The sequence below is a fragment of the Pantoea sp. JGM49 genome (assembly GCF_018257655.1).
In the GTDB taxonomy this organism is placed as follows: domain Bacteria; phylum Pseudomonadota; class Gammaproteobacteria; order Enterobacterales; family Enterobacteriaceae; genus Pantoea; species Pantoea communis.
The window spans coordinates 56,792-74,032 of sequence record NZ_JAERJM010000005.1; the positions used below are offsets into that span (position 1 = coordinate 56,792).

The following is a 17,241-nucleotide window of genomic DNA, read 5'->3' on the forward strand; positions in this document are numbered from 1 at the left end:
TAACTGGCTAACAATCCGGCGTCCAGCCTTTTACCATTAACGTATAAAGCCTGTGGTCGAATCTCACCGCAGTGCGTCGGAGGTAAATCATGATGACAACCCGCTGCGCGTCAGCATGTGGCCAGGCCGATTTCGGTTGGTTGCAGGCGCGATACAGCTTCTCTTTTGGCCACTATTTTGACCCGAAATTAATGGGCTACGCCTCATTGCGTGTGCTTAATCAGGAAGTGCTGGCACCCGGTGCGGCGTTCCAGCCACGCAGCTATCCGCAGGTGGATGTGCTGAACCTGGTGTTGCAGGGCGAAGCAGAATACCGCGACAGCGAAGGTAACCACCTGGTCGCGCGGGAAGGCGAGGCCATGCTGCTGTCGGCACGTCAGGGTGTGAACTACAGCGAAATCAACATCAGCAAAGATCACCCGCTAACACGCATGCAGCTGTGGCTGGCGGCCTGCCCGGATCGAGAGAATCCGCTGCTGCAGAAAATCGCTGTGCCGCAGCAGACCCGTTTCTTGCTGGCCTCGCCAGACGGCGTGGATGGCAGCCTGCAACTGCGTCAGCAAGTTTGGGTCCATCAGGTGATACTCGCACCCGGTGAGCAGCATATGGTGAAACTGAACGGCCCTCGTGCCTATCTGCAATCTATCCACGGTTCGTTGGATCTGCAGGCAAGTAGCGCCAATCAGGAGTTACTGAGCTGCGGTGACGGCGCGTTCTTGAGTGAAGAACAGCAGATTACGTTGCAGGCGAAAACGCCGCTACGTGCTCTCGTCATCGATTTACCGGCATAAAAAAAGGCAGCCCGCTGAGGCTGCCCTTGTCTGTGGTCGGGGCGCAGCTGACTGCGCCCGTCAGATGCAGATTACTTCAGGATGGTGAACGCGGTCGTTACGTGTTTCACACCGCTTACACGACTGGCCACATCGGCCGCCGCAGTGGCTTCCTGTTGTGTCACCAGACCGAGCAGGAACACTTCACCGTTTTCCGTGGTCACTTTCACGTTCGATGATTTCACCTGATCGCTACCCAGCAGCTGTGAGCGGATTTTGGTGGTGATCCAGGTATCGGATGATGACGTGCCGAGGCTCACTTTCTGGCCAGTGCGGATTTCGTTATACACCTCGGTGGCACCATCCACGCCCATGGCAATCTGCTTGGCGCGGCTCGCCAAATCAGCCGATGGCGATTGACCGGTCAGCAGCACTTTGCCCTGATAAGCGGTGACCACGACGCGCGCCTGGTTTTTGATTTGTTCATCTTTAGCCAGTGCGTTACTGACACGCAGTTCCAGCGTACCATCATCCACTTGCGTACCGACGGTGCGCGGGTCCGTTGCGGTTTTGGTCGCCACAGCGGCGCCGCCTGCCACAACGGCAACACAGCCTTGCAGCATCATGGCGGTTAAAAGAATGGCGACAGCGTTCAATGCTTTCATTTGAGCTCCTTCAGTCATTCCTGGTGTGGGAACAAAGTGTTATCAATCAAATCACACAGGCAGTTCAGCGTCAGCATATGCATCTCCTGAATGCGTGCGCTGCGATGTGACGGAATGCGAATTTCCACATCGTGCGGACCCAACAGGCCCGCCAGCTCACCGCCATCATGGCCGGTCAACGCGACGATAGTCATATCGCGAGTCACCGCAGCTTCAACCGCTTTAACAATATCGCGGGTGTTGCCACGGGTTGAAATAGCCAGCAGCACATCACCGGCCTGACCAAGCGCGCGAACCTGCTTGGCATAAACTTCATCGTGGAGACGATCGTTGCCGATCGCCGTCAGCATGACATTGTCGGCGCTAAGTGCCAGCGCAGGCAGGCTGGGGCGCTCGGTCTCAAAACGGTTAATCATACTGGCGGCAAAATGCTGAGCATTGGCCGATGAAGCACCGTTACCACAACTCAGGATTTTGTTACCGTTCAGCAGCGACTGCACCAGCGTCATAGCGGCGCGAGAAATCGCATCCGGCAGTGCCTCCGCAGCGGCGATTTGAGTCTGAATACTTTCGGTAAAACACGCTTTAATTCTGTCCTGCACAAGACCACCTGGTTCTATCCATCGGCATTAAAGGCATCGGGCAGCCATTCCAGCTCACGCCCGGTAATGGCAATGATGTCAAAACGGCAATTCACCGTATCAAAACTGCCGCCGCGTGCCAGCAACCACCATGCAGCGGTACGCAGCAGCTTTTGTTGTTTCTGGCGCGTCACGCTGGCGGCGGCACCGCCGTAGCGCGCATCGCGTCGATAGCGCACTTCGACAAACACCCAGCAATCGGCGTCTCGCATAATGAGATCAATTTCCCCACTGCGGCAACGCACGTTGCTGGCAACCCATCGCAGCCCGGCGCGCTCCAGATAGCCACGCGCCTGCTGCTCCTGCTCAGCGCCAATGCGCTGGCGGTTTACTGCACTGGAACGATTTGTCCCTGACGATACTGGTTCCATGCCAACTTCCTGTTGATCACGCAATCCGTGTCGGCGCTCAGTTTGCCAGTGTTGCCATCAATGGCAAAACCAGGCACCTGGCGCATCTGGTTAAAGTGATTCGCCAGCGTCCAGGCATCAATGCCCATCGCGTAGAGGCGAACCAGCGAATAATCGTTGTTAAACGACTTCGCCGCCTGCTGCATCAGACCCGGATTGTTACCGGAGAGCAGCGGAATATCACTGAACTGCAGGCCATCCATTTCCAGACGGAAGTCTGGACCGGCACCCGCCTGCGCACTGCGTGAGCTTGCATACAGTGCGATGTTGTTGCGGCTGCTGGTGCGCATCGCAATCATCGGCTTGATCAGTTGCAGCTCGTCCTGGCTGGCCACGATGTACACTGCATCCACACTGCCGCCGCTGGCATCGGTCGTTGGCGCTGGCGGGGTGGTTTGCGGCGCTGGAATGGTCAGGCCCGCAACAGCCACGGCGGCAGACTGCGGCTGTTCAACCGTCAGCGGCGTGCCACTCAATGCGATACCCGCTCCGCTATTAATACCTTGTTTCAGCTCAGAAACGCCACCGAAACGCTGTTGCAGTACGGTGGAACCGCCAAGTTTCTGCCACTCCTGTGCGAACGCCTTGCTGACGCGATCGCCATAGCTGCTACGCGGTACCAGCAGTAATGGCTGGCGTTTGCCTTGCTCGTAGATATGGTGCGCGGCATCGCGCGCTTCGTCTTCAGGAGAAAGCGCAAAATAACAAATATTCGGATGGTTCTGGATCTGTTCTGGCTCGTTCAGCGCCAGCACGTTGAGTGGCGTCTGGCTGTTCACCACCGATTCCACCTCGTTTTTCAACAGTGGGCCTACCACGATGGTCGCGCCATCCTGCTGCGCCTGCTGCATTACCTGAGCAATCGGCTGGCTGCTGGTGTCATAGACTTTCACTTGCGCGCTGCTGTCCGGTTGAGCCGCCGTTGTCGCCGGTTGTGCGGCAGCCTGCGGCTGTTCGGTCTGCGGTGGCATATTGCCCGCCATGGCCGGGCTGACAACCGTGTTAGCGGCAGCGTTAGCATCGGCAGGCTGTTGTGCGTTCGCGTCGCCAGGCTGTTGTGCTGACGGCTGGCCATTGGCATCGGTTGCCGCGGTAGCAGCAGGGGCGGGTTGCGGGGCTGGTGCAGTTAACACGCCATTTTTAGCATCGTTAAAACCTTTCTGAATCGCATTGGCAAAAACCTGTGCCTGGCCATTCAGCGGCAGCAGCAGCGCGATGGTGCTGGTCGAGGCTTTGGTGAAGTTTTGCACCTGGCTAAGCTGAGTTGGTAATGTTTTCGCACCCGGGTTTTGCGGATAACGTGTCTGCCAGTCTTTGATCGCCGCTTTCAGCATCTGCGGATCCTGGCTGTTGGTATGCCAGGTGTTGAGCAGATCCAGCCAGCCTTGCAGGGTGTTCTCATTGGCGTTAATCACCAGGCTGTTCAGCTGATCCTGCGTCATTTGCGTCAGAGCTTGCCAGGTGGCGTCAATATTGCTCTGGTGGTCGGCGCCTTGCAGCAACGGCTCCTGAGCAATATAGGCGCGTAAGAGCGCGAGTGAAGGGCGATTTTGCGCCGCAGCGATTTGCAGTGCGTAGTAGCGCACCTGCTGATCCTGAGACAGGCCATCAGTCTTCACCTGACCCAGCGTCTGCTGAGCGCCGCCGAAATCCTGCTGACCAATCTGCATCTGCGCGCGCAGTAATTGCAGCTCCTGCTGCTGCACTGCAGAGAGTTGCTGTGGCAGTTGCGAGATCTGATCGTTAGCCTGCGGATACTTTCCTTCCTTCAACAGGGCACGGATGGCAAGTAATTGCCAGTCGGTCTTGCTATCATCGCTGCTTTGCTGCACCTGCTGCAGATAATAGTCAGACCGGCCAGTAGCAGGCCCCTGAATATTGACGTTGGAGGTTTGCTGCGGTCCCTGGCCGCTACAGGCGGCTAAAATCAGTCCAGCGAGAAGAACAGGTACAAAGCGTCCTGCTTTATGACGTACGACTTTTGAAGGAAGCATACTGTATCCAGTGATGTTTTTTTCTAGATGCTCAATATTAAATCGGCAATTCGGATGAAACAATGAAACAACTCGATCGGGCAGAGATTTCTGCCAGCACGCTCTATATCGTTCCTACCCCGATCGGTAACCTGGGTGATATCACGCAGCGTGCGCTGACGGTGCTTGCGAGCGTCGATCTGGTCGCAGCGGAAGATACACGTCATACCGGGCTGTTGCTACAACATTTCGCCATCAATGCGCGACTGTTCGCACTTCACGACCACAACGAACAACAGAAAGCAGAAGTGTTGTTAGCCAAGCTGCAAGAAGGCCAGAGCATAGCGCTGGTCTCTGATGCGGGCACGCCGTTAATCAACGATCCGGGCTATCATCTGGTGCGTTGCTGCCGTGAAGCAGGTGTGCGCGTGGTTCCGTTGCCGGGTGCCTGCGCGGCTATCACAGCATTAAGCGCGGCGGGGTTACCGTCAGATCGTTTCTGTTACGAAGGATTTCTGCCCGCCAAGAGCAAAGGCCGCTGCGATGTGCTGCGCTCCCTTGAGAATGAGCCACGTACCCTCATTTTTTATGAATCTACTCACCGTTTGATCGATAGCCTGCAAGATATGGTGAGCGTATGGGGTGCCGATCGCTATGTGGTGCTGGCGCGTGAAATCACCAAAACCTGGGAAACCATCCAGGGCGCGCCGGTGGGCGAACTGCTGGCCTGGGTACTGGAAGACGAAAACCGTCGCAAAGGCGAGATGGTGCTGATTGTTGAAGGGCACAAGGCCGATGAAGAAGCGCTGCCTGCCGAAGCGTTGCGAACCCTGGCGTTGCTGCAAACTGAGCTGCCGCTGAAAAAAGCCGCTGCGTTAACGGCGGAAATTCATGGCGTTAAGAAGAACGCCCTGTATAAGTACGCGCTGGAGCAGCAAGAGGCGTGACAAATGCGGGCGGATCGCCTATTATCCCGCGCCGAAGCTGACCAGACAGTCGCCGCTTTGTCGTCGTCCCTTTCGGGGGAGACGGGCAGAGGGGAGGAAAGTCCGGGCTCCATAGGGCAGGGTGCCAGGTAACGCCTGGGGGGCGCAAGCCTACGACCAGTGCAACAGAGAGCAAACCGCCGATGGCCCAGTAATGGGATCAGGTAAGGGTGAAAGGGTGCGGTAAGAGCGCACCGCGCGGCTGGCAACAGTTCGTGGCACGGTAAACTCCACCCGGAGCAAGGCCAAATAGGGGTTCACAAGGTACGGCCCGTACTGAACCCGGGTAGGCTGCTTGAGCCAGTGAGCGATTGCTGGCCTAGATGAATGACTGTCCACGACAGAACCCGGCTTATCGGTCAGTTTCGACTTCTTGATGGAAAAACCCCGCCCCGGCGGGGTTTTTGCTATCTGGCGTACGGCGCAAGATGAATGACTGTCCACTCCACTCTCTATGAAAAGAACGCGGCTTATCAGTCAGTTTCGACTTTTTCATGTGAAAACCCCGCTTCGGCGGGGTTTTTGCTATCTGGCGTACGGCGGCAAGATGAATGACTGTCCACTCCACTCTCTATGAAAAGAACGCGGCATAACAATAATTAAAATAAATTCTCGTTCGCAGAGAATAAAAAATGCCAAAGCGTAAAGAAATGAAAATCCCGCATAACAAAATAAACCTTATGCCAGAATAGGCGCGTGTTTCACTACCGAGGACAATTATTCATCCACATCGACGAAAAGCAACAACGTGGATAAGTTGTAAAATTATGGACAAAATATTCGCCCCAATGATGGCTATTTCTACTGACCTTCCTGCACTCTTCCACTGCTCGATCTGCGACCAGCACTGGCGCTTCGCGCTTTAGCGCCACACTCTCCTTATTTAAAAATATTCTTAAAATTTCACATGCGTTTATTTCGCGTGATAGTTCTTTATTTCTCTTAAGGAGAGAAAGTATGCGCTATTGGCTTTTATTGGTTTTAGCTATCCTGGCTGAAATAACCGGCACGCTCTCTATGAAATGGGCCAGCGTCAATGACGACAACGCGGGTTTTATTTTTATGCTGGTGATGATTGCGCTCTCTTATATTTTCCTGTCTTTCGCCGTAAAACGTATCGCTTTAGGCGTGGCCTATGCGATGTGGGAAGGTATCGGCATTCTGTTTATCACCCTGTTCAGCGTCACGCTGTTCGATGAACCCTTATCGCTGATGAAGGTGGCGGGCTTAATCACGCTGGTGGCGGGAATTGCGCTAATCAAATCTGGCACGCTGACACGCAAGGAGCTGCAACATGGCCACGTTTAATGCGGCGCACGTTACCTGGCTTGCACTGGCGATTGGGCTGGAGATCGTCGCGAATATCTTTCTCAAATACTCCGATGGTTTCCGCCGTGTCATTTACGGCCTGCTCTCACTGGTCGCGGTGCTGGGGGCATTCAGTGCGTTGTCACAAGCGGTGAAAGGGATCGATCTCTCAGTGGCTTATGCACTGTGGGGTGGTTTTGGTCTGGTGGCAACGGTAGCGGCTGGTTGGGTACTGTTTGGTCAACGTCTGAATCGCATCGGCTGGTTAGGGGTGGGATTGCTGATTGCTGGGATGGTGCTGATTAAGTTTGCTTAAAAGTGGGCACATCGGCCTGACACTTAGCGGCTAACGCGCATGAAGAAATGGAGTGTCAGGCGGTTCACCTCGTATTCCACCTTTTAAAACCTGCACAACACACTCCTTAAAAAAGGAGTGTGTTGAACGCAATGATCCCCACTAACCTCAACCGCGGCCGTGTGGCTCATCCCAGTCAAACGCCGGGCCCAGCGAAATTACGCCGCTCGGGTTGATGGTCTTGTGGCTACAGTAATAGTGATGGCGAATATGCGGCAGATTCACTGTATCGGCGATGCCCGGCATCTGGTAGATATCACGCAGAAAGCCGCTCAAATTGCGGTAATCACTGATGCGGTGACGGTCGCACTTGAAATGCGTGACATACACCGGGTCGAAGCGGACTAAGGTGGTCCATAAACGCAAATCCGCTTCCGTCAGGCGATCACCAGCCAGATAGCGATGCTGGCCGAGGATCTGCTCAAGTCGCGCCAGCGAATGGAACAGCGCGGTGACTGATTCATCATAGGCCGCCTGCGAGGTCGCGAATCCGCTCTTATACACGCCATTGTTCACCGTGTCGTAAATCCAACCGTTCAGCTCATCGATCTTATCGCGCAACGTCGGCGGATAATAATCTCCGGCGCGGGCACCTTGTGCATCGAAGGCCGTGTTGAGCATACGGATGATATCAGCCGATTCATTGCTGACGATGGTGTGCTGAGTTTTATCCCACAGCACCGGAACGGTCACGCGGCCTGTATATTGCGGGTCGGCGTGCAGGTAGAGCTGATAGAGGAATTCGTTTTGATACAGAGAGTCGCCGGTTGCGTCCGGGAAATCGTCGTCGAAGGTCCAGCCGTTTTCCAGCATCAATGGATGCACCACTGAGACGGAAATCATCTCTTCCAGCCCTTTAAGCTGGCGCATCAGCAGCGTGCGGTGTGCCCACGGACAGGCAAGAGAAACATAAAGATGATAGCGATCGCGCTCGGCAGCGAAACCCGCCTTGCCGGTGGGGCCAGCACTGCCATCTGCGGTGATCCAGTTGCGCCAGACTGCTTCTGTGCGTTTGAAGCGGCCACCGGTTGACTTCGTATCGTACCAGGTGTCATGCCATACACCGTCAATCAGTTGTCCCATAAGCCCTCCATAAAGAAAAAGGGCGGGGAAAATCCCCGCCCCTGCAAATCAGTATATGTGTTCTGGCAGCGCTTGTGTGCTTAGCGTGCGGCTGCTGGTGCGAAACGAGCACGAATCAGACGGTCGATGCTGTAAGCACCTGGACCTACCAGACCCAGCACCAGGAAACCACCGGCGATGGACAGGTTTTTCATGAACATCAGCTGGTTAACGCCTTCAGCAAAGTTGCTGTGGAACAGGAACGCAGTCAGCAGAGTGAAGCCCGCAGTGAACAGTGCGGTGAAACGCGTCAGGAAACCGAACAGAATTGCCAGACCGCCGCCGAACTCCAGCAGAATAACCAGCGGCAATAAGAAGCCCGGGACGCCCATCGCCTGCATGTATTGCGCGGTACCGGCATAACCGGTGATTTTGCCCCAGCCCGCAGTGATGAACAGAATGGTCATTAATACACGTGCCAGCAGCAGGCCTGAGTCTTCGAATTTTTTCATCATTTACTCCAACAAGAATTAAGAAGCAGGTTGTTGGCCTGCAAGGTTTTGATCCCGCTGAATCGCAGGTCGCAATTCGTTGGGCTGATGGAGGAAGATGATAGTCGCAGGTTGCAACAGTTGTAAGCGAGTTAAACTGTCAATGTTGTTCAGGGATTTTGATAAAGAAAAACCGGATTTTTTAGATCCGGTTTCAAATGAAGGCGTTAGCGAGGTTCGAGCGTGGATTTAATCATGCGCCAGGTACTCCAAAGACCAAAACCGCGTTTTGCCCAGCGCAAAATACGGTTAGGACTGCGGATTGACCAGATGGCCAGCGCGCTGCTGCCAATTGCCAGATAGCGGCGTAAGCTGAGAAACGTTAGCCAGCCGCGATCGTAGTGAGCGGTGCCATCCAGCCAGTCACGGCGTGCAGCACTGAGATCCAATCGCTGCTGCTGAACCTGATTCAACAATTCATGAATGCGTGCTTCACGTTCACGACGGCTCATGAGCGATGCTCCTCCAGCAAGCTGCGATCGGTTTCCAGCTCCTTGCGGGTATGCCGCAGCAACGTTGACTGGCGTGACTTATACAGTGTCCACACACCAAATATCAGCGCCAGCGCAAACAGCACGGCGGTGGTAATGGCAATCGCCATCAGCCGATACTGCGCATCCACCGCCCAGATGATCAGCACCATCAGGCTCATTAAACCAAAAGCGGTAAACAGCATCGTCAACCCAACCATCATCAGCATTTGAATCAGATTGGCTTTCTCCTCCTCTAGCTCAACAATCGCCAGACGGACGCGCGTTTCCACCATACTCACTAAGGTAGTGACGACGCGCTGACCGATGTTGAAGACCCCTTTGCCTGGGCCGTGGCTCTGACTATCGCTCATATCAACGACGTGAGATCAGGATGCCGATCAGTACACCGACAGCTGCACCGATGCCTACGCCGTGCCACGGATTATCGCGCACATACTCGTCGGCCTTCTCTGCCGCTTCACGCGTGGATTGCGCGATGCGCTCACCGGAATCGCCCAGGCGCTCACGCGAACTTTCAATCGCGCCGCGCGCTTTGCTGCGCAGTTTGTCCAGCTCGGTTTTCGATTTATCCGCCGAGCTGCTCAGTACTTCTTCCAGGGTGTCAGCAAGGTTTTTCAGTTCCGCACGCAGATGTTCAGATGTGGTGTCTTTAGACATGAAGTTCTCCATTACATCATTTATTTAAGTCCGATTAGTAAGGCTCAGCTTCAAGCTTTTTCAGCTCGTGCTGTGCCTCTTCCAGCTTACGTTCGCGCTTCTCAATCTTATCTTTGTCGCCATCCTGACGCTCTTCCTTCAACTCACGCTCACGTTCCGCAATTTTGTGTTTTTGCTCTGCAATGCGTTCGCTGTGGGCTGACTTCAGTCTTTCATCAGTACAATTCGCACGTACTTCAGTGAGCGCGCGCTCCAGCCCGGTCACACGGCGCTGGTTATCGTGCTGTTTAGCCATGTCGATTTCACGCTGAATATCGTGTTCTTTCTGCTGACACAGCGTTTCAGCTGCCATCAGAGATCCCGAGAGAGAGAACAGAATAGCACCCAGCAGTAATTGATGTTTCATCAGGTTTTACCTTCCATTGTTGATGACCTGCCGCAAACCGGGCAGGAGAAGCGTCCCAGCTTATCTTAACTCGCGCTACCTTTAAGCATAGACAGCAGACGAAAAAATTCAACGAAGACGCGGGGATAGCGAGGATTGATTCACCGTCTGGCTTGTCATCAGACGGTGGAAATCAGCTATAAGTTGGGCGGTTACTGTCAGGTACTTGCTGCGAAGCCTGCGGTCCGCTTGCAACGACAAAGCCCTGTGGTAGCAAGCGTTTCAGCACTTTTTGGGCGGCAAGGCTTTGTTCTTCATTTTCGAAATGAATCAGCAGCGCATCGCCCGCAGGTGTAATGCTTTTGATACGCACACCTTGCGCACTCAGCTGCTGATACAGATAAAAGCCATCCGGCAAATTGGTGCCATTGTGTGCGACGCGAATCTGTACCACGGTATCGTGCTGCAACATCGAAGGTACAAAGATCACCGCCAGCAGCGCCAGCGCAGCGCCAAGTGCCCAGGGCACGAAGCGCCTTGGGAATCCACGGAATCTGATCATGGCTGTGAATTCCCGTTGCGTGAAGACTGACGTTTACGCCACAGCACCACCAGAGAGCCCACCAGACCAATCACCAGCAATACCAGCGGTAACAGCATCAGGCAGAACATCAGTTCATCTTCATAGCGGCGGAAAATCGGCGTTTTACCCAGCGCGAAGCCCAGTACCGTCAGAATCAGCACCCACAGGAAGCCGCTCATCCAGTTGAAGAACTGAAAGCGTGCATTACTCAGGCCAGAAAGCCCCGCTATGGTCGGCAGTAGGGTGCGCACAAAGGCAATGAACCGACCGATCAGCAAGGCCGAAAGACCATGGCGATGGAATAAGCTGTGCGCGCGTTGATGATATTGCGCCGGAAGGTGCGAGAGCCACTTCTGTACCGTTGGCGTATTCCCTAGCCATCGGCCCTGAATGTAACTTACCCAACAGCCCAGACTGGCGCCGGTGGTCAAAATCAGGATGGTCAGCGGGAAACCCATGGTGCCTTTGGCAATCAAAACACCGACTAAAATCAATAGACTATCGCCGGGCAGAAACGCGGCGGGTAGCAGGCCATTCTCGAGAAACAGGATCAAGAACAGCACGCCATAAATGGCCCAAACCAGTGTCGGGTCGGAGAGCATTTCGTAATCCTGCTGCCACAAGGCATGCAGCAATGCTTTCAAAATATCCATCAATCATTCCTGAACATCATTGTTAAACGTGCCCGTAAGGGGCTGAGGCGCAGGCTGGCTTGGTTATACATTTTTGGTATGCAGCCGTTGCGGGTTTCCGGATCCATCCAGAATTGATTGTTAAATCAGCGACTTTTTAAAGCCCTGTCGCAAAGGGTAAGAAAAGGGCGATAACTGTAACAAAAATCACGCAGGTCAGACAGTGTAAAGTGGCGCTCGCACAGGAGTTTTACCTTTTGACGCAGATGCTCAAAAGGAGCTTTACATGAGCTGACACTATTGCAGATTAACTGACTTATTCGCCTGGAAATGCAGCAGAATCAATAAGAATTGTCATTACCTTCCGGCAGGATGACAGGATTTTCCGCAAACATGTAACGGTCGACATTAAATTCAAAATCGTCGGCGGTGGCGTTAAACAGCATCTGTTTAGTATTTTCCAGGTGCTGCCACATTGCCAGCTTACTGGCGGCGGGATCTTTGCGCATGAGTGCTTTCAGAATCTGGTCATGATCGTCGCACCAGCTGGTGATGTTGCGCGCATCAATATGTTCGTGCAGCTTGAGCCAATAAGGGTTGTGCAGGCGATGCAACCACATCTTCTCGACAATCGCGGCGAGCGCGCTGTTTTGCGTGGATTGCGCGATGCGGACGTGGAAATGCATATCCCATTCTGAATCACGTGAATGGTCTTCCTGGCGGGCTTTTTCCTGAATCGCCATCAACGCCATGATGTCCTGACGCGTGACCTGGGTGGCGGCAAACTCGGCCACGTTACTTTCAATTAGCTGGCGCGCCTGTAACAGCTCAAAGGGGCCGAAGCTGGCAAATTCCAGCTGGCTGGGGGTGGTCTCGCGGTTTTGCTGTTGATTGCTGATGACGTGGATGCCTGAGCCTTTACGTACTTCAACATACCCTTCCACTTCCAGCATAATGATGGCTTCGCGAACCACAGTGCGGCTGACTTCCATCTCTTCAGCGATCAGGCGTTCAGCAGGCAGCTTATCGCCCACGCGATAATCATCCGCCTCGATACGACGTTTGAGTTCACTGGCGAGTTGTTGGTAAAGACGACGGGATTCGTTCAGATCCATTGCGCGGTTCGCTGTGGCAGGGAAGGATGAGTTGTTATACCACTTTGACCGGGTGGAGGAAATGGGCTGACGTGCGCCAGCCCAAAGCGTGGAGATTAAGTGCGAGCTGTTGCCGGTTGTGCCACGTGCTGAACGTCCAGCTCCGATACCGGCTGATTTTTCAGCACGGTCCAGATTACACAGGCACCGAGCAGGTCAAATACTGCCAGCGCGGCAAACAGCGGACTGAAGCCCAGCGTATCAGCCAATGCACCCACCACCAGCGCAAACAGGGTGCTGGCTGTCCACGCGGCCATGCCGGTCAGGCCATTTGCCGTGGCCACTTCATTACGGCCAAACACATCCGAGGAGAGGGTGATCAATGCACCGGACAGTGCCTGATGGGCGAAGCCACCGACGCACAGCAAACCAATCGCCACGTAAGGGCTGGTAAACAAACCAATGGTGCCCGGTGCAATCATCAGCACCGCGCCCATGGTCACCACCAGTTTGCGCGACACAATCAGGTTCACGCCAAACCAGCGCTGGAACAGCGGTGGCAGGTAACCACCGACGATACAGCCGAGGTCGGCAAACAGCATCGGCATCCAGGCGAACATGGCGATCTCTTTCAGGTTGAAGCCGTAGACCTTAAACATAAACAGCGGGATCCACGCGTTAAAGGTTCCCCATGCCGGTTCCGCGAGGAAACGTGGCAGGGCAATACCCCAGAACTGACGATTACGCAGAATCTGACGGGCTGACATTTTGCTGTTATTGCCGGTCTGATGCTGTACTTCCTGACCGGAAATAATGTAGTGACGCTCTTCATCGCTGAGCTTGGTTTGCTGTTTAGGATGTTTATAAAATATTAACCAGCACAACGCCCACGCCATGCTTAGCACGCCAGTAATGATAAAGGCCAGCTGCCAGCTGTGCGCCAGAATCGCCCATACCACCAGCGGTGGCGCCAGCATCGCACCAATCGATGAACCAACGTTGAAGTAGCCTACCGCGACGGAACGCTCTTTGGCCGGGAACCATTCGCTACTGGCTTTCAGGCCTGCAGGAATCATCGCCGCTTCGGCCGCGCCCACCGCGCCGCGTGCCAGCGCAAAACCGCCCCAGCTGCCTGCCATGGCGGTGGCAGCACAGAAGATCGCCCAGAGGATGGCAAACACCGCGTAGCCAATTTTGGTGCCCAGCAAATCCAGCACATAACCTGCCACAGGTTGCATCACGGTGTAGCACGCCGAATAGGCGGCGACGATATAGGAATATTGTTGGGTGGTAATACCCAGCTGCGTTTCCAGCGTCGGCGCGGCCACGGCAATGGTATTACGTGTCAGGTAACCGAGTATGGTGCCCACTGTCACCAGCCCAATCATGTACCAGCGTAGCCCTTTGATCTTACGCATCATTAACCTCTTCCAGTCTGTCGTAACACTTGCCATTAAAGGTAGGGGGAGTACTTGAGCACTCCCGCTGGCGGCGTTGACGAATTAGACCTGCCGCCTTGTTGTTATGAGATGTGCCATGAGGTTCGGCATCAACGAGGCGAGAGATTAACTTGTTATACAACTTTAAAAGTTGAATGCCATCACAAAAACCCTGCATGTGCTGTGTGATCCGCTAAACAGGCGTTATAACAGCAAGTTAGTGCAATGTGGCTGCCTATTTTGTCCATATATCCACAGGGAAACTGTCATTATTGTGAGGTCTATCGCAAACAATTTTGCCGATCGTCAAAATTGGTATGATAACTTTGAATCAGAAGCCAATTGGCCCCAAACATGAGGAAGCAGGTATGTCGCGTTTTATGAGTGAGGATTTTCTACTCGATAGCGAGTTCGCCCGTCGTCTGTACCATGACTACGCCAAAGACCAGCCGATTTTCGACTATCACTGCCATTTACCGCCGCAGCAGATTGCCGAAAATTACCGCTTCACCAATCTCTATGACATTTGGCTGAAAGGCGATCATTACAAATGGCGAGCGATGCGTGCTAATGGCGTACCCGAAGCGCTGTGCACCGGCGACGCCAGCGATCGCGAGAAATTCAACGCCTGGGCACGCACGGTGCCGCACACTATTGGCAATCCGCTGTATCACTGGACGCACCTTGAGCTGCGCCGTCCGTTTGGCATTACCGATGTATTGCTGAATGAGCAGAGCGCGGATCGCATCTGGCAGCAGTGCAATGAGCTGCTGGCGCAGGATGCCTTTAGCGCACGCGGCATCATGCAGCAGATGAAGGTGAAAATGGTCGGTACCACTGACGATCCACTTGACGATCTGCAGCACCATCGCACGCTGTCGGACGATGCCAGCTTTAGCGTTAAAGTGCTGCCAAGCTGGCGTCCGGATAAAGCCTTCAACATTGAGCTGGATACCTTCCTGCCGTGGATTCAGCGCCTGGAACAGGTCGCCGATGTCAGCGTGCAACGTTTTGATGATCTGCGCCGCGCGTTGAGCCTGCGTCTCGATCATTTTGCCGCACACGGCTGTAAAATCTCCGACCATGCGCTGGACGTAGTGCTGTTTGCCGAGGCCGATGAAAGCACGCTGGATAGTATCCTGGCGCGTCGCCTGCAAGGTGCTGCACCGACGCAAGAAGAAGTGGCGCAGTTCAAAACAGCGGTGCTGGTGTGGCTTGGCAGCGAATATGCGCGTCGCGGCTGGGCGCAGCAATATCACATTGGCGCGCTGCGTAATGCTAATCGTCGGCAGTTCGATATTCTCGGCCCGGATGTAGGCTTTGACTCCATCAATGACGCGCCGATGGCGATCCCGCTGGGCCGTTTACTGGATGCGCAGAACCGCAACAATGCACTGCCGAAAACCATTCTTTACTGCGTTAACCCACGCGACAACGAAGTGCTGGCGACCATGGCGGGCAATTTCCAGGGCGAAGGTGAACCCGGCAAGATGCAGTTTGGTTCCGCATGGTGGTTTAACGATCAGCTTGATGGCATGCATCGTCAGATGACGCAGCTGGCGCAAATCGGCCTGTTGAGTCGCTTCGTCGGCATGCTCACCGACAGCCGCAGTTTCCTCTCCTACACCCGCCACGAATACTTCCGTCGCCTGCTGTGCCAGATGATCGGCAATTGGGTTGAACGCGGGGAAGCGCCAGCCGACGAAGCGCTGTTGGGGCAGATGGTGCAAAACATCTGCTTTAACAATGCGCGCGATTACTTCGGCATTGAGTTGGGAGCCTGATGATGCAGCGGCTAAACCGTCACGATTTCCCCGGCGCAAGCTATAGCGAGCGCGTGATCCAGTTTGGGGAAGGCAACTTCCTGCGGGCGTTTATTGACTGGCAGCTCGACTGGCTCAATGAGCATCAGGGCACCGATGCGGGCGTGGTGGTGGTGCGGCCGCGCAATCGCGTGGTGGAAGACTCACTGAATCAGCAGGACGGTTTGTACACCACGCTGATCCGTGGATTGAACACGCAGGGCGAGCAGGTAAGTGAAACCCGCCTAATCCGCAGCCTCAATCGCGAGATCCAGCCCTATCAGCAGTTTGAGGGTTTTCTCGCACTGGCCCGTGCGCCGCAGATGCGCTTTGTGTTCTCTAATACCACCGAAGCAGGCATTGCCTTTGTTGAGCAGGATCGGCTGGAGGATGCGCCAGCCTCTTCCTTCCCAGGCAAGTTGACACAACTGCTGTGGGCGCGCTTCCGCCACTTTGGCGGTGCGGCAGAGAAAGGCTGGTTGATCGTGCCGTGCGAGTTAATCGATCACAACGGCGATGCACTGCGTGATCTGGTGCTGCGCTATATCAAGCACTGGCAGCTGCCGCCGGAATTTGCCCGCTGGGTGCTGGATCATTGTGCGTTCTATAACACGCTGGTGGATCGCATCGTTACTGGCTATCCAGCCGATGGCACCAATATCGCTGCACAACTGGGTTACGAAGATCGCTATCTGGTGGCTGGCGAAGTTTATTACCAGTCTGTGATTCAGGGGCCCGATGCGCTGGCGCAAGAACTGAAACTCGCCGCGCTGGCGCCGGAAGTGAAGTTCGTCGATGACATCACGCCCTACAAAGCGCAGAAGGTGGCGATCCTCAACGGTGCGCACACCGCGATGGTGCCGGTGGCGTTTCAGGCCGGACTGGAGAGCGTCGGCGAGGCGATGGATGACGCCGCCATTGCGAACTATGTTAATGCGCTGCTGCGTGAGGAAGTGATTCCGACGCTGGATCTGCCGTGCGATGAACTGCACGCCTTTGCCGATGCAGTACAGCGTCGCTTCCGCAATCCGTTTATCCGCCATGCGCTGCTTTCGATTGCACTCAACGGCATGACCAAATTCCGTACCCGTTTGCTGCCACAGCTGTTGTTGTCTCAGCAGCAAACCGGCCAATGGCCACCGCGCCTGACCTTCGCCTTTGCCGCGCTACTGGCGTTTTATCGCGGCAAGCAGGGCGACCAGCAGTGGACTTTACAAGACGACGACCACTGGTTGCAGCAGTTCGCGGAGCTGTGGCCAGCGGTAAACCAGGACACATTGACCCCGGAACAGCTGGTGCAGGCGGTACTCAGCAACCGCTCACACTGGGGCGAAGATCTCACTCAGCGGCCCGGATTAGTGGCCGCAGTCAGCCAACACCTGCAAAACATCGTTGTCCACGGGATGCGGACGGCGCTGGTACAACTGAGATAAC

The 17,241-nt window shown here is 54.8% G+C and carries 20 protein-coding genes and 1 other RNA gene; 7 read left to right on the forward strand and 14 right to left on the reverse strand.

The window, feature by feature from the left end:
• Positions 1 to 89: 89 nt before the first annotated feature.
• Complete coding sequence (locus JK231_RS10425) at positions 90 to 791, forward strand: pirin family protein (protein WP_160833726.1); 702 nt, start codon at positions 90 to 92, stop codon at positions 789 to 791.
• Positions 792 to 862: 71 nt separating this feature from the next.
• Here the strand turns inward: JK231_RS10425 and dolP are convergent, their stop codons facing one another.
• Genes dolP through JK231_RS10445 form a run of 4 tightly spaced genes read right to left on the reverse strand, consistent with a single transcriptional unit; the run spans position 863 to position 4,480 of the window.
• On the reverse strand, positions 863 to 1,435 hold the full coding sequence (gene dolP / locus JK231_RS10430; protein ID WP_034829213.1) for a division/outer membrane stress-associated lipid-binding lipoprotein: 573 nt from the start codon (positions 1,433 to 1,435) through the stop codon (positions 863 to 865).
• A gap of 14 nt (positions 1,436 to 1,449) precedes the next feature.
• Positions 1,450 to 2,037, reverse strand: coding sequence for a DnaA initiator-associating protein DiaA (gene diaA, locus JK231_RS10435; RefSeq protein WP_034829211.1), 588 nt, complete (start codon positions 2,035 to 2,037; stop codon positions 1,450 to 1,452).
• 14 nt (positions 2,038 to 2,051) lie between these two features.
• Positions 2,052 to 2,447: a YraN family protein gene (locus tag JK231_RS10440; RefSeq protein ID WP_097119518.1), complete on the reverse strand. Its 396-nt coding sequence runs from the start codon at positions 2,445 to 2,447 to the stop codon at positions 2,052 to 2,054.
• Positions 2,405 to 4,480, reverse strand: a complete 2,076-nt coding sequence (locus tag JK231_RS10445) for a penicillin-binding protein activator (RefSeq protein ID WP_211728491.1) — start codon at positions 4,478 to 4,480, stop codon at positions 2,405 to 2,407. The genes JK231_RS10440 and JK231_RS10445 overlap by 43 nt, the downstream gene beginning before the upstream one ends.
• A 62-nt stretch (positions 4,481 to 4,542) precedes the next feature.
• On the opposite strand from JK231_RS10445, the gene rsmI reads away from it, so the two are divergent.
• The 4 genes from rsmI (at position 4,543) to mdtI (ending at position 7,069) form a co-directional block, all read left to right on the forward strand.
• Positions 4,543 to 5,406, forward strand: coding sequence for a 16S rRNA (cytidine(1402)-2'-O)-methyltransferase (gene rsmI / locus JK231_RS10450; protein WP_097119524.1), 864 nt, complete (start codon positions 4,543 to 4,545; stop codon positions 5,404 to 5,406).
• 33 nt (positions 5,407 to 5,439) lie between these two features.
• Positions 5,440 to 5,816, forward strand: an RNA gene (gene rnpB, locus JK231_RS10455) — RNase P RNA component class A.
• 586 nt (positions 5,817 to 6,402) lie between these two features.
• Positions 6,403 to 6,753: a multidrug/spermidine efflux SMR transporter subunit MdtJ gene (gene mdtJ, locus JK231_RS10460; RefSeq protein ID WP_034829204.1), complete on the forward strand. Its 351-nt coding sequence runs from the start codon at positions 6,403 to 6,405 to the stop codon at positions 6,751 to 6,753.
• Positions 6,740 to 7,069 (forward strand): multidrug/spermidine efflux SMR transporter subunit MdtI, encoded by a 330-nt coding sequence (gene mdtI / locus JK231_RS10465; RefSeq protein ID WP_097119526.1) that lies wholly within the window; start codon positions 6,740 to 6,742, stop codon positions 7,067 to 7,069. The genes mdtJ and mdtI overlap by 14 nt, the downstream gene beginning before the upstream one ends.
• A gap of 147 nt (positions 7,070 to 7,216) precedes the next feature.
• Here the strand turns inward: mdtI and JK231_RS10470 are convergent, their stop codons facing one another.
• The 10 genes from JK231_RS10470 to JK231_RS10515 form a co-directional block, all read right to left on the reverse strand.
• Positions 7,217 to 8,191 (reverse strand): glutathione S-transferase family protein, encoded by a 975-nt coding sequence (locus JK231_RS10470; protein WP_097119528.1) that lies wholly within the window; start codon positions 8,189 to 8,191, stop codon positions 7,217 to 7,219.
• A gap of 80 nt (positions 8,192 to 8,271) precedes the next feature.
• The gene (locus tag JK231_RS10475; protein WP_034829198.1) at positions 8,272 to 8,682 is read right to left on the reverse strand and encodes a DoxX family protein; all 411 of its coding nucleotides are present in this window, start codon (positions 8,680 to 8,682) and stop codon (positions 8,272 to 8,274) included.
• Between the two features lie 206 nt (positions 8,683 to 8,888).
• A complete protein-coding gene (locus JK231_RS10480) occupies positions 8,889 to 9,173 on the reverse strand; it encodes a YqjK-like family protein (protein WP_038644523.1) in 285 nt (94 codons plus the stop codon).
• Complete coding sequence (locus JK231_RS10485) at positions 9,170 to 9,565, reverse strand: phage holin family protein (RefSeq protein WP_045814842.1); 396 nt, start codon at positions 9,563 to 9,565, stop codon at positions 9,170 to 9,172. The genes JK231_RS10480 and JK231_RS10485 overlap by 4 nt, the downstream gene beginning before the upstream one ends.
• Position 9,566: 1 nt before the next feature.
• Positions 9,567 to 9,872, reverse strand: a complete 306-nt coding sequence (locus JK231_RS10490) for a YqjD family protein (protein ID WP_034829194.1) — start codon at positions 9,870 to 9,872, stop codon at positions 9,567 to 9,569.
• 34 nt (positions 9,873 to 9,906) lie between these two features.
• The gene (locus tag JK231_RS10495; protein ID WP_097119530.1) at positions 9,907 to 10,278 is read right to left on the reverse strand and encodes a DUF1090 domain-containing protein; all 372 of its coding nucleotides are present in this window, start codon (positions 10,276 to 10,278) and stop codon (positions 9,907 to 9,909) included.
• Positions 10,279 to 10,450: 172 nt separating this feature from the next.
• Positions 10,451 to 10,819: an EnvZ/OmpR regulon moderator MzrA gene (gene mzrA / locus JK231_RS10500; RefSeq protein WP_211728492.1), complete on the reverse strand. Its 369-nt coding sequence runs from the start codon at positions 10,817 to 10,819 to the stop codon at positions 10,451 to 10,453.
• Positions 10,816 to 11,493 carry a DedA family protein gene (locus tag JK231_RS10505; protein WP_034829190.1) on the reverse strand — a complete coding sequence of 226 codons (678 nt, stop codon included), beginning with the start codon at positions 11,491 to 11,493 and terminating at the stop codon, positions 10,816 to 10,818. Before JK231_RS10505 ends, mzrA begins: the two co-directional genes overlap by 4 nt.
• Before the next feature lie 320 nt (positions 11,494 to 11,813).
• On the reverse strand, positions 11,814 to 12,587 hold the full coding sequence (gene exuR, locus JK231_RS10510) for a transcriptional regulator ExuR (protein ID WP_034829188.1): 774 nt from the start codon (positions 12,585 to 12,587) through the stop codon (positions 11,814 to 11,816).
• Between the two features lie 95 nt (positions 12,588 to 12,682).
• Positions 12,683 to 13,984, reverse strand: a complete 1,302-nt coding sequence (locus JK231_RS10515; RefSeq protein WP_097119559.1) for an MFS transporter — start codon at positions 13,982 to 13,984, stop codon at positions 12,683 to 12,685.
• Between the two features lie 389 nt (positions 13,985 to 14,373).
• On the opposite strand from JK231_RS10515, the gene uxaC reads away from it, so the two are divergent.
• Positions 14,374 to 15,789 carry a glucuronate isomerase gene (gene uxaC, locus JK231_RS10520; RefSeq protein ID WP_097119533.1) on the forward strand — a complete coding sequence of 472 codons (1,416 nt, stop codon included), beginning with the start codon at positions 14,374 to 14,376 and terminating at the stop codon, positions 15,787 to 15,789.
• 2 nt (positions 15,790 to 15,791) lie between these two features.
• Positions 15,792 to 17,240, forward strand: a complete 1,449-nt coding sequence (locus JK231_RS10525; RefSeq protein ID WP_211728620.1) for a tagaturonate reductase — start codon at positions 15,792 to 15,794, stop codon at positions 17,238 to 17,240.
• Position 17,241: the final 1 nt, after the last annotated feature.

Excerpts from the sequence above, each read along its gene's own strand:
- mzrA (WP_211728492.1), bottom strand. The coding sequence starts at position 10,819 with ATGATCAGATTCCGTGGATTCCCAAGGCGCTTCGTGCCCTGGGCACTT.
- JK231_RS10425 (WP_160833726.1), top strand. The coding sequence starts at position 90 with ATGATGACAACCCGCTGCGCGTCAGCATGTGGCCAGGCCGATTTCGGT.
- dolP (WP_034829213.1), bottom strand. The coding sequence starts at position 1,435 with ATGAAAGCATTGAACGCTGTCGCCATTCTTTTAACCGCCATGATGCTG.
- JK231_RS10495 (WP_097119530.1), bottom strand. The coding sequence starts at position 10,278 with ATGAAACATCAATTACTGCTGGGTGCTATTCTGTTCTCTCTCTCGGGA.
- JK231_RS10445 (WP_211728491.1), bottom strand. The coding sequence starts at position 4,480 with ATGCTTCCTTCAAAAGTCGTACGTCATAAAGCAGGACGCTTTGTACCT.
- JK231_RS10470 (WP_097119528.1), bottom strand. The coding sequence starts at position 8,191 with ATGGGACAACTGATTGACGGTGTATGGCATGACACCTGGTACGATACG.
- JK231_RS10440 (WP_097119518.1), bottom strand. The coding sequence starts at position 2,447 with ATGGAACCAGTATCGTCAGGGACAAATCGTTCCAGTGCAGTAAACCGC.
- JK231_RS10490 (WP_034829194.1), bottom strand. The coding sequence starts at position 9,872 with ATGTCTAAAGACACCACATCTGAACATCTGCGTGCGGAACTGAAAAAC.
- JK231_RS10505 (WP_034829190.1), bottom strand. The coding sequence starts at position 11,493 with ATGGATATTTTGAAAGCATTGCTGCATGCCTTGTGGCAGCAGGATTAC.
- JK231_RS10525 (WP_211728620.1), top strand. The coding sequence starts at position 15,792 with ATGCAGCGGCTAAACCGTCACGATTTCCCCGGCGCAAGCTATAGCGAG.
- JK231_RS10475 (WP_034829198.1), bottom strand. The coding sequence starts at position 8,682 with ATGAAAAAATTCGAAGACTCAGGCCTGCTGCTGGCACGTGTATTAATG.
- JK231_RS10515 (WP_097119559.1), bottom strand. The coding sequence starts at position 13,984 with ATGCGTAAGATCAAAGGGCTACGCTGGTACATGATTGGGCTGGTGACA.
- JK231_RS10480 (WP_038644523.1), bottom strand. The coding sequence starts at position 9,173 with ATGAGCCGTCGTGAACGTGAAGCACGCATTCATGAATTGTTGAATCAG.
- JK231_RS10485 (WP_045814842.1), bottom strand. The coding sequence starts at position 9,565 with ATGAGCGATAGTCAGAGCCACGGCCCAGGCAAAGGGGTCTTCAACATC.
- exuR (WP_034829188.1), bottom strand. The coding sequence starts at position 12,587 with ATGGATCTGAACGAATCCCGTCGTCTTTACCAACAACTCGCCAGTGAA.
- mdtI (WP_097119526.1), top strand. The coding sequence starts at position 6,740 with ATGGCCACGTTTAATGCGGCGCACGTTACCTGGCTTGCACTGGCGATT.
- uxaC (WP_097119533.1), top strand. The coding sequence starts at position 14,374 with ATGTCGCGTTTTATGAGTGAGGATTTTCTACTCGATAGCGAGTTCGCC.
- mdtJ (WP_034829204.1), top strand. The coding sequence starts at position 6,403 with ATGCGCTATTGGCTTTTATTGGTTTTAGCTATCCTGGCTGAAATAACC.
- rsmI (WP_097119524.1), top strand. The coding sequence starts at position 4,543 with ATGAAACAACTCGATCGGGCAGAGATTTCTGCCAGCACGCTCTATATC.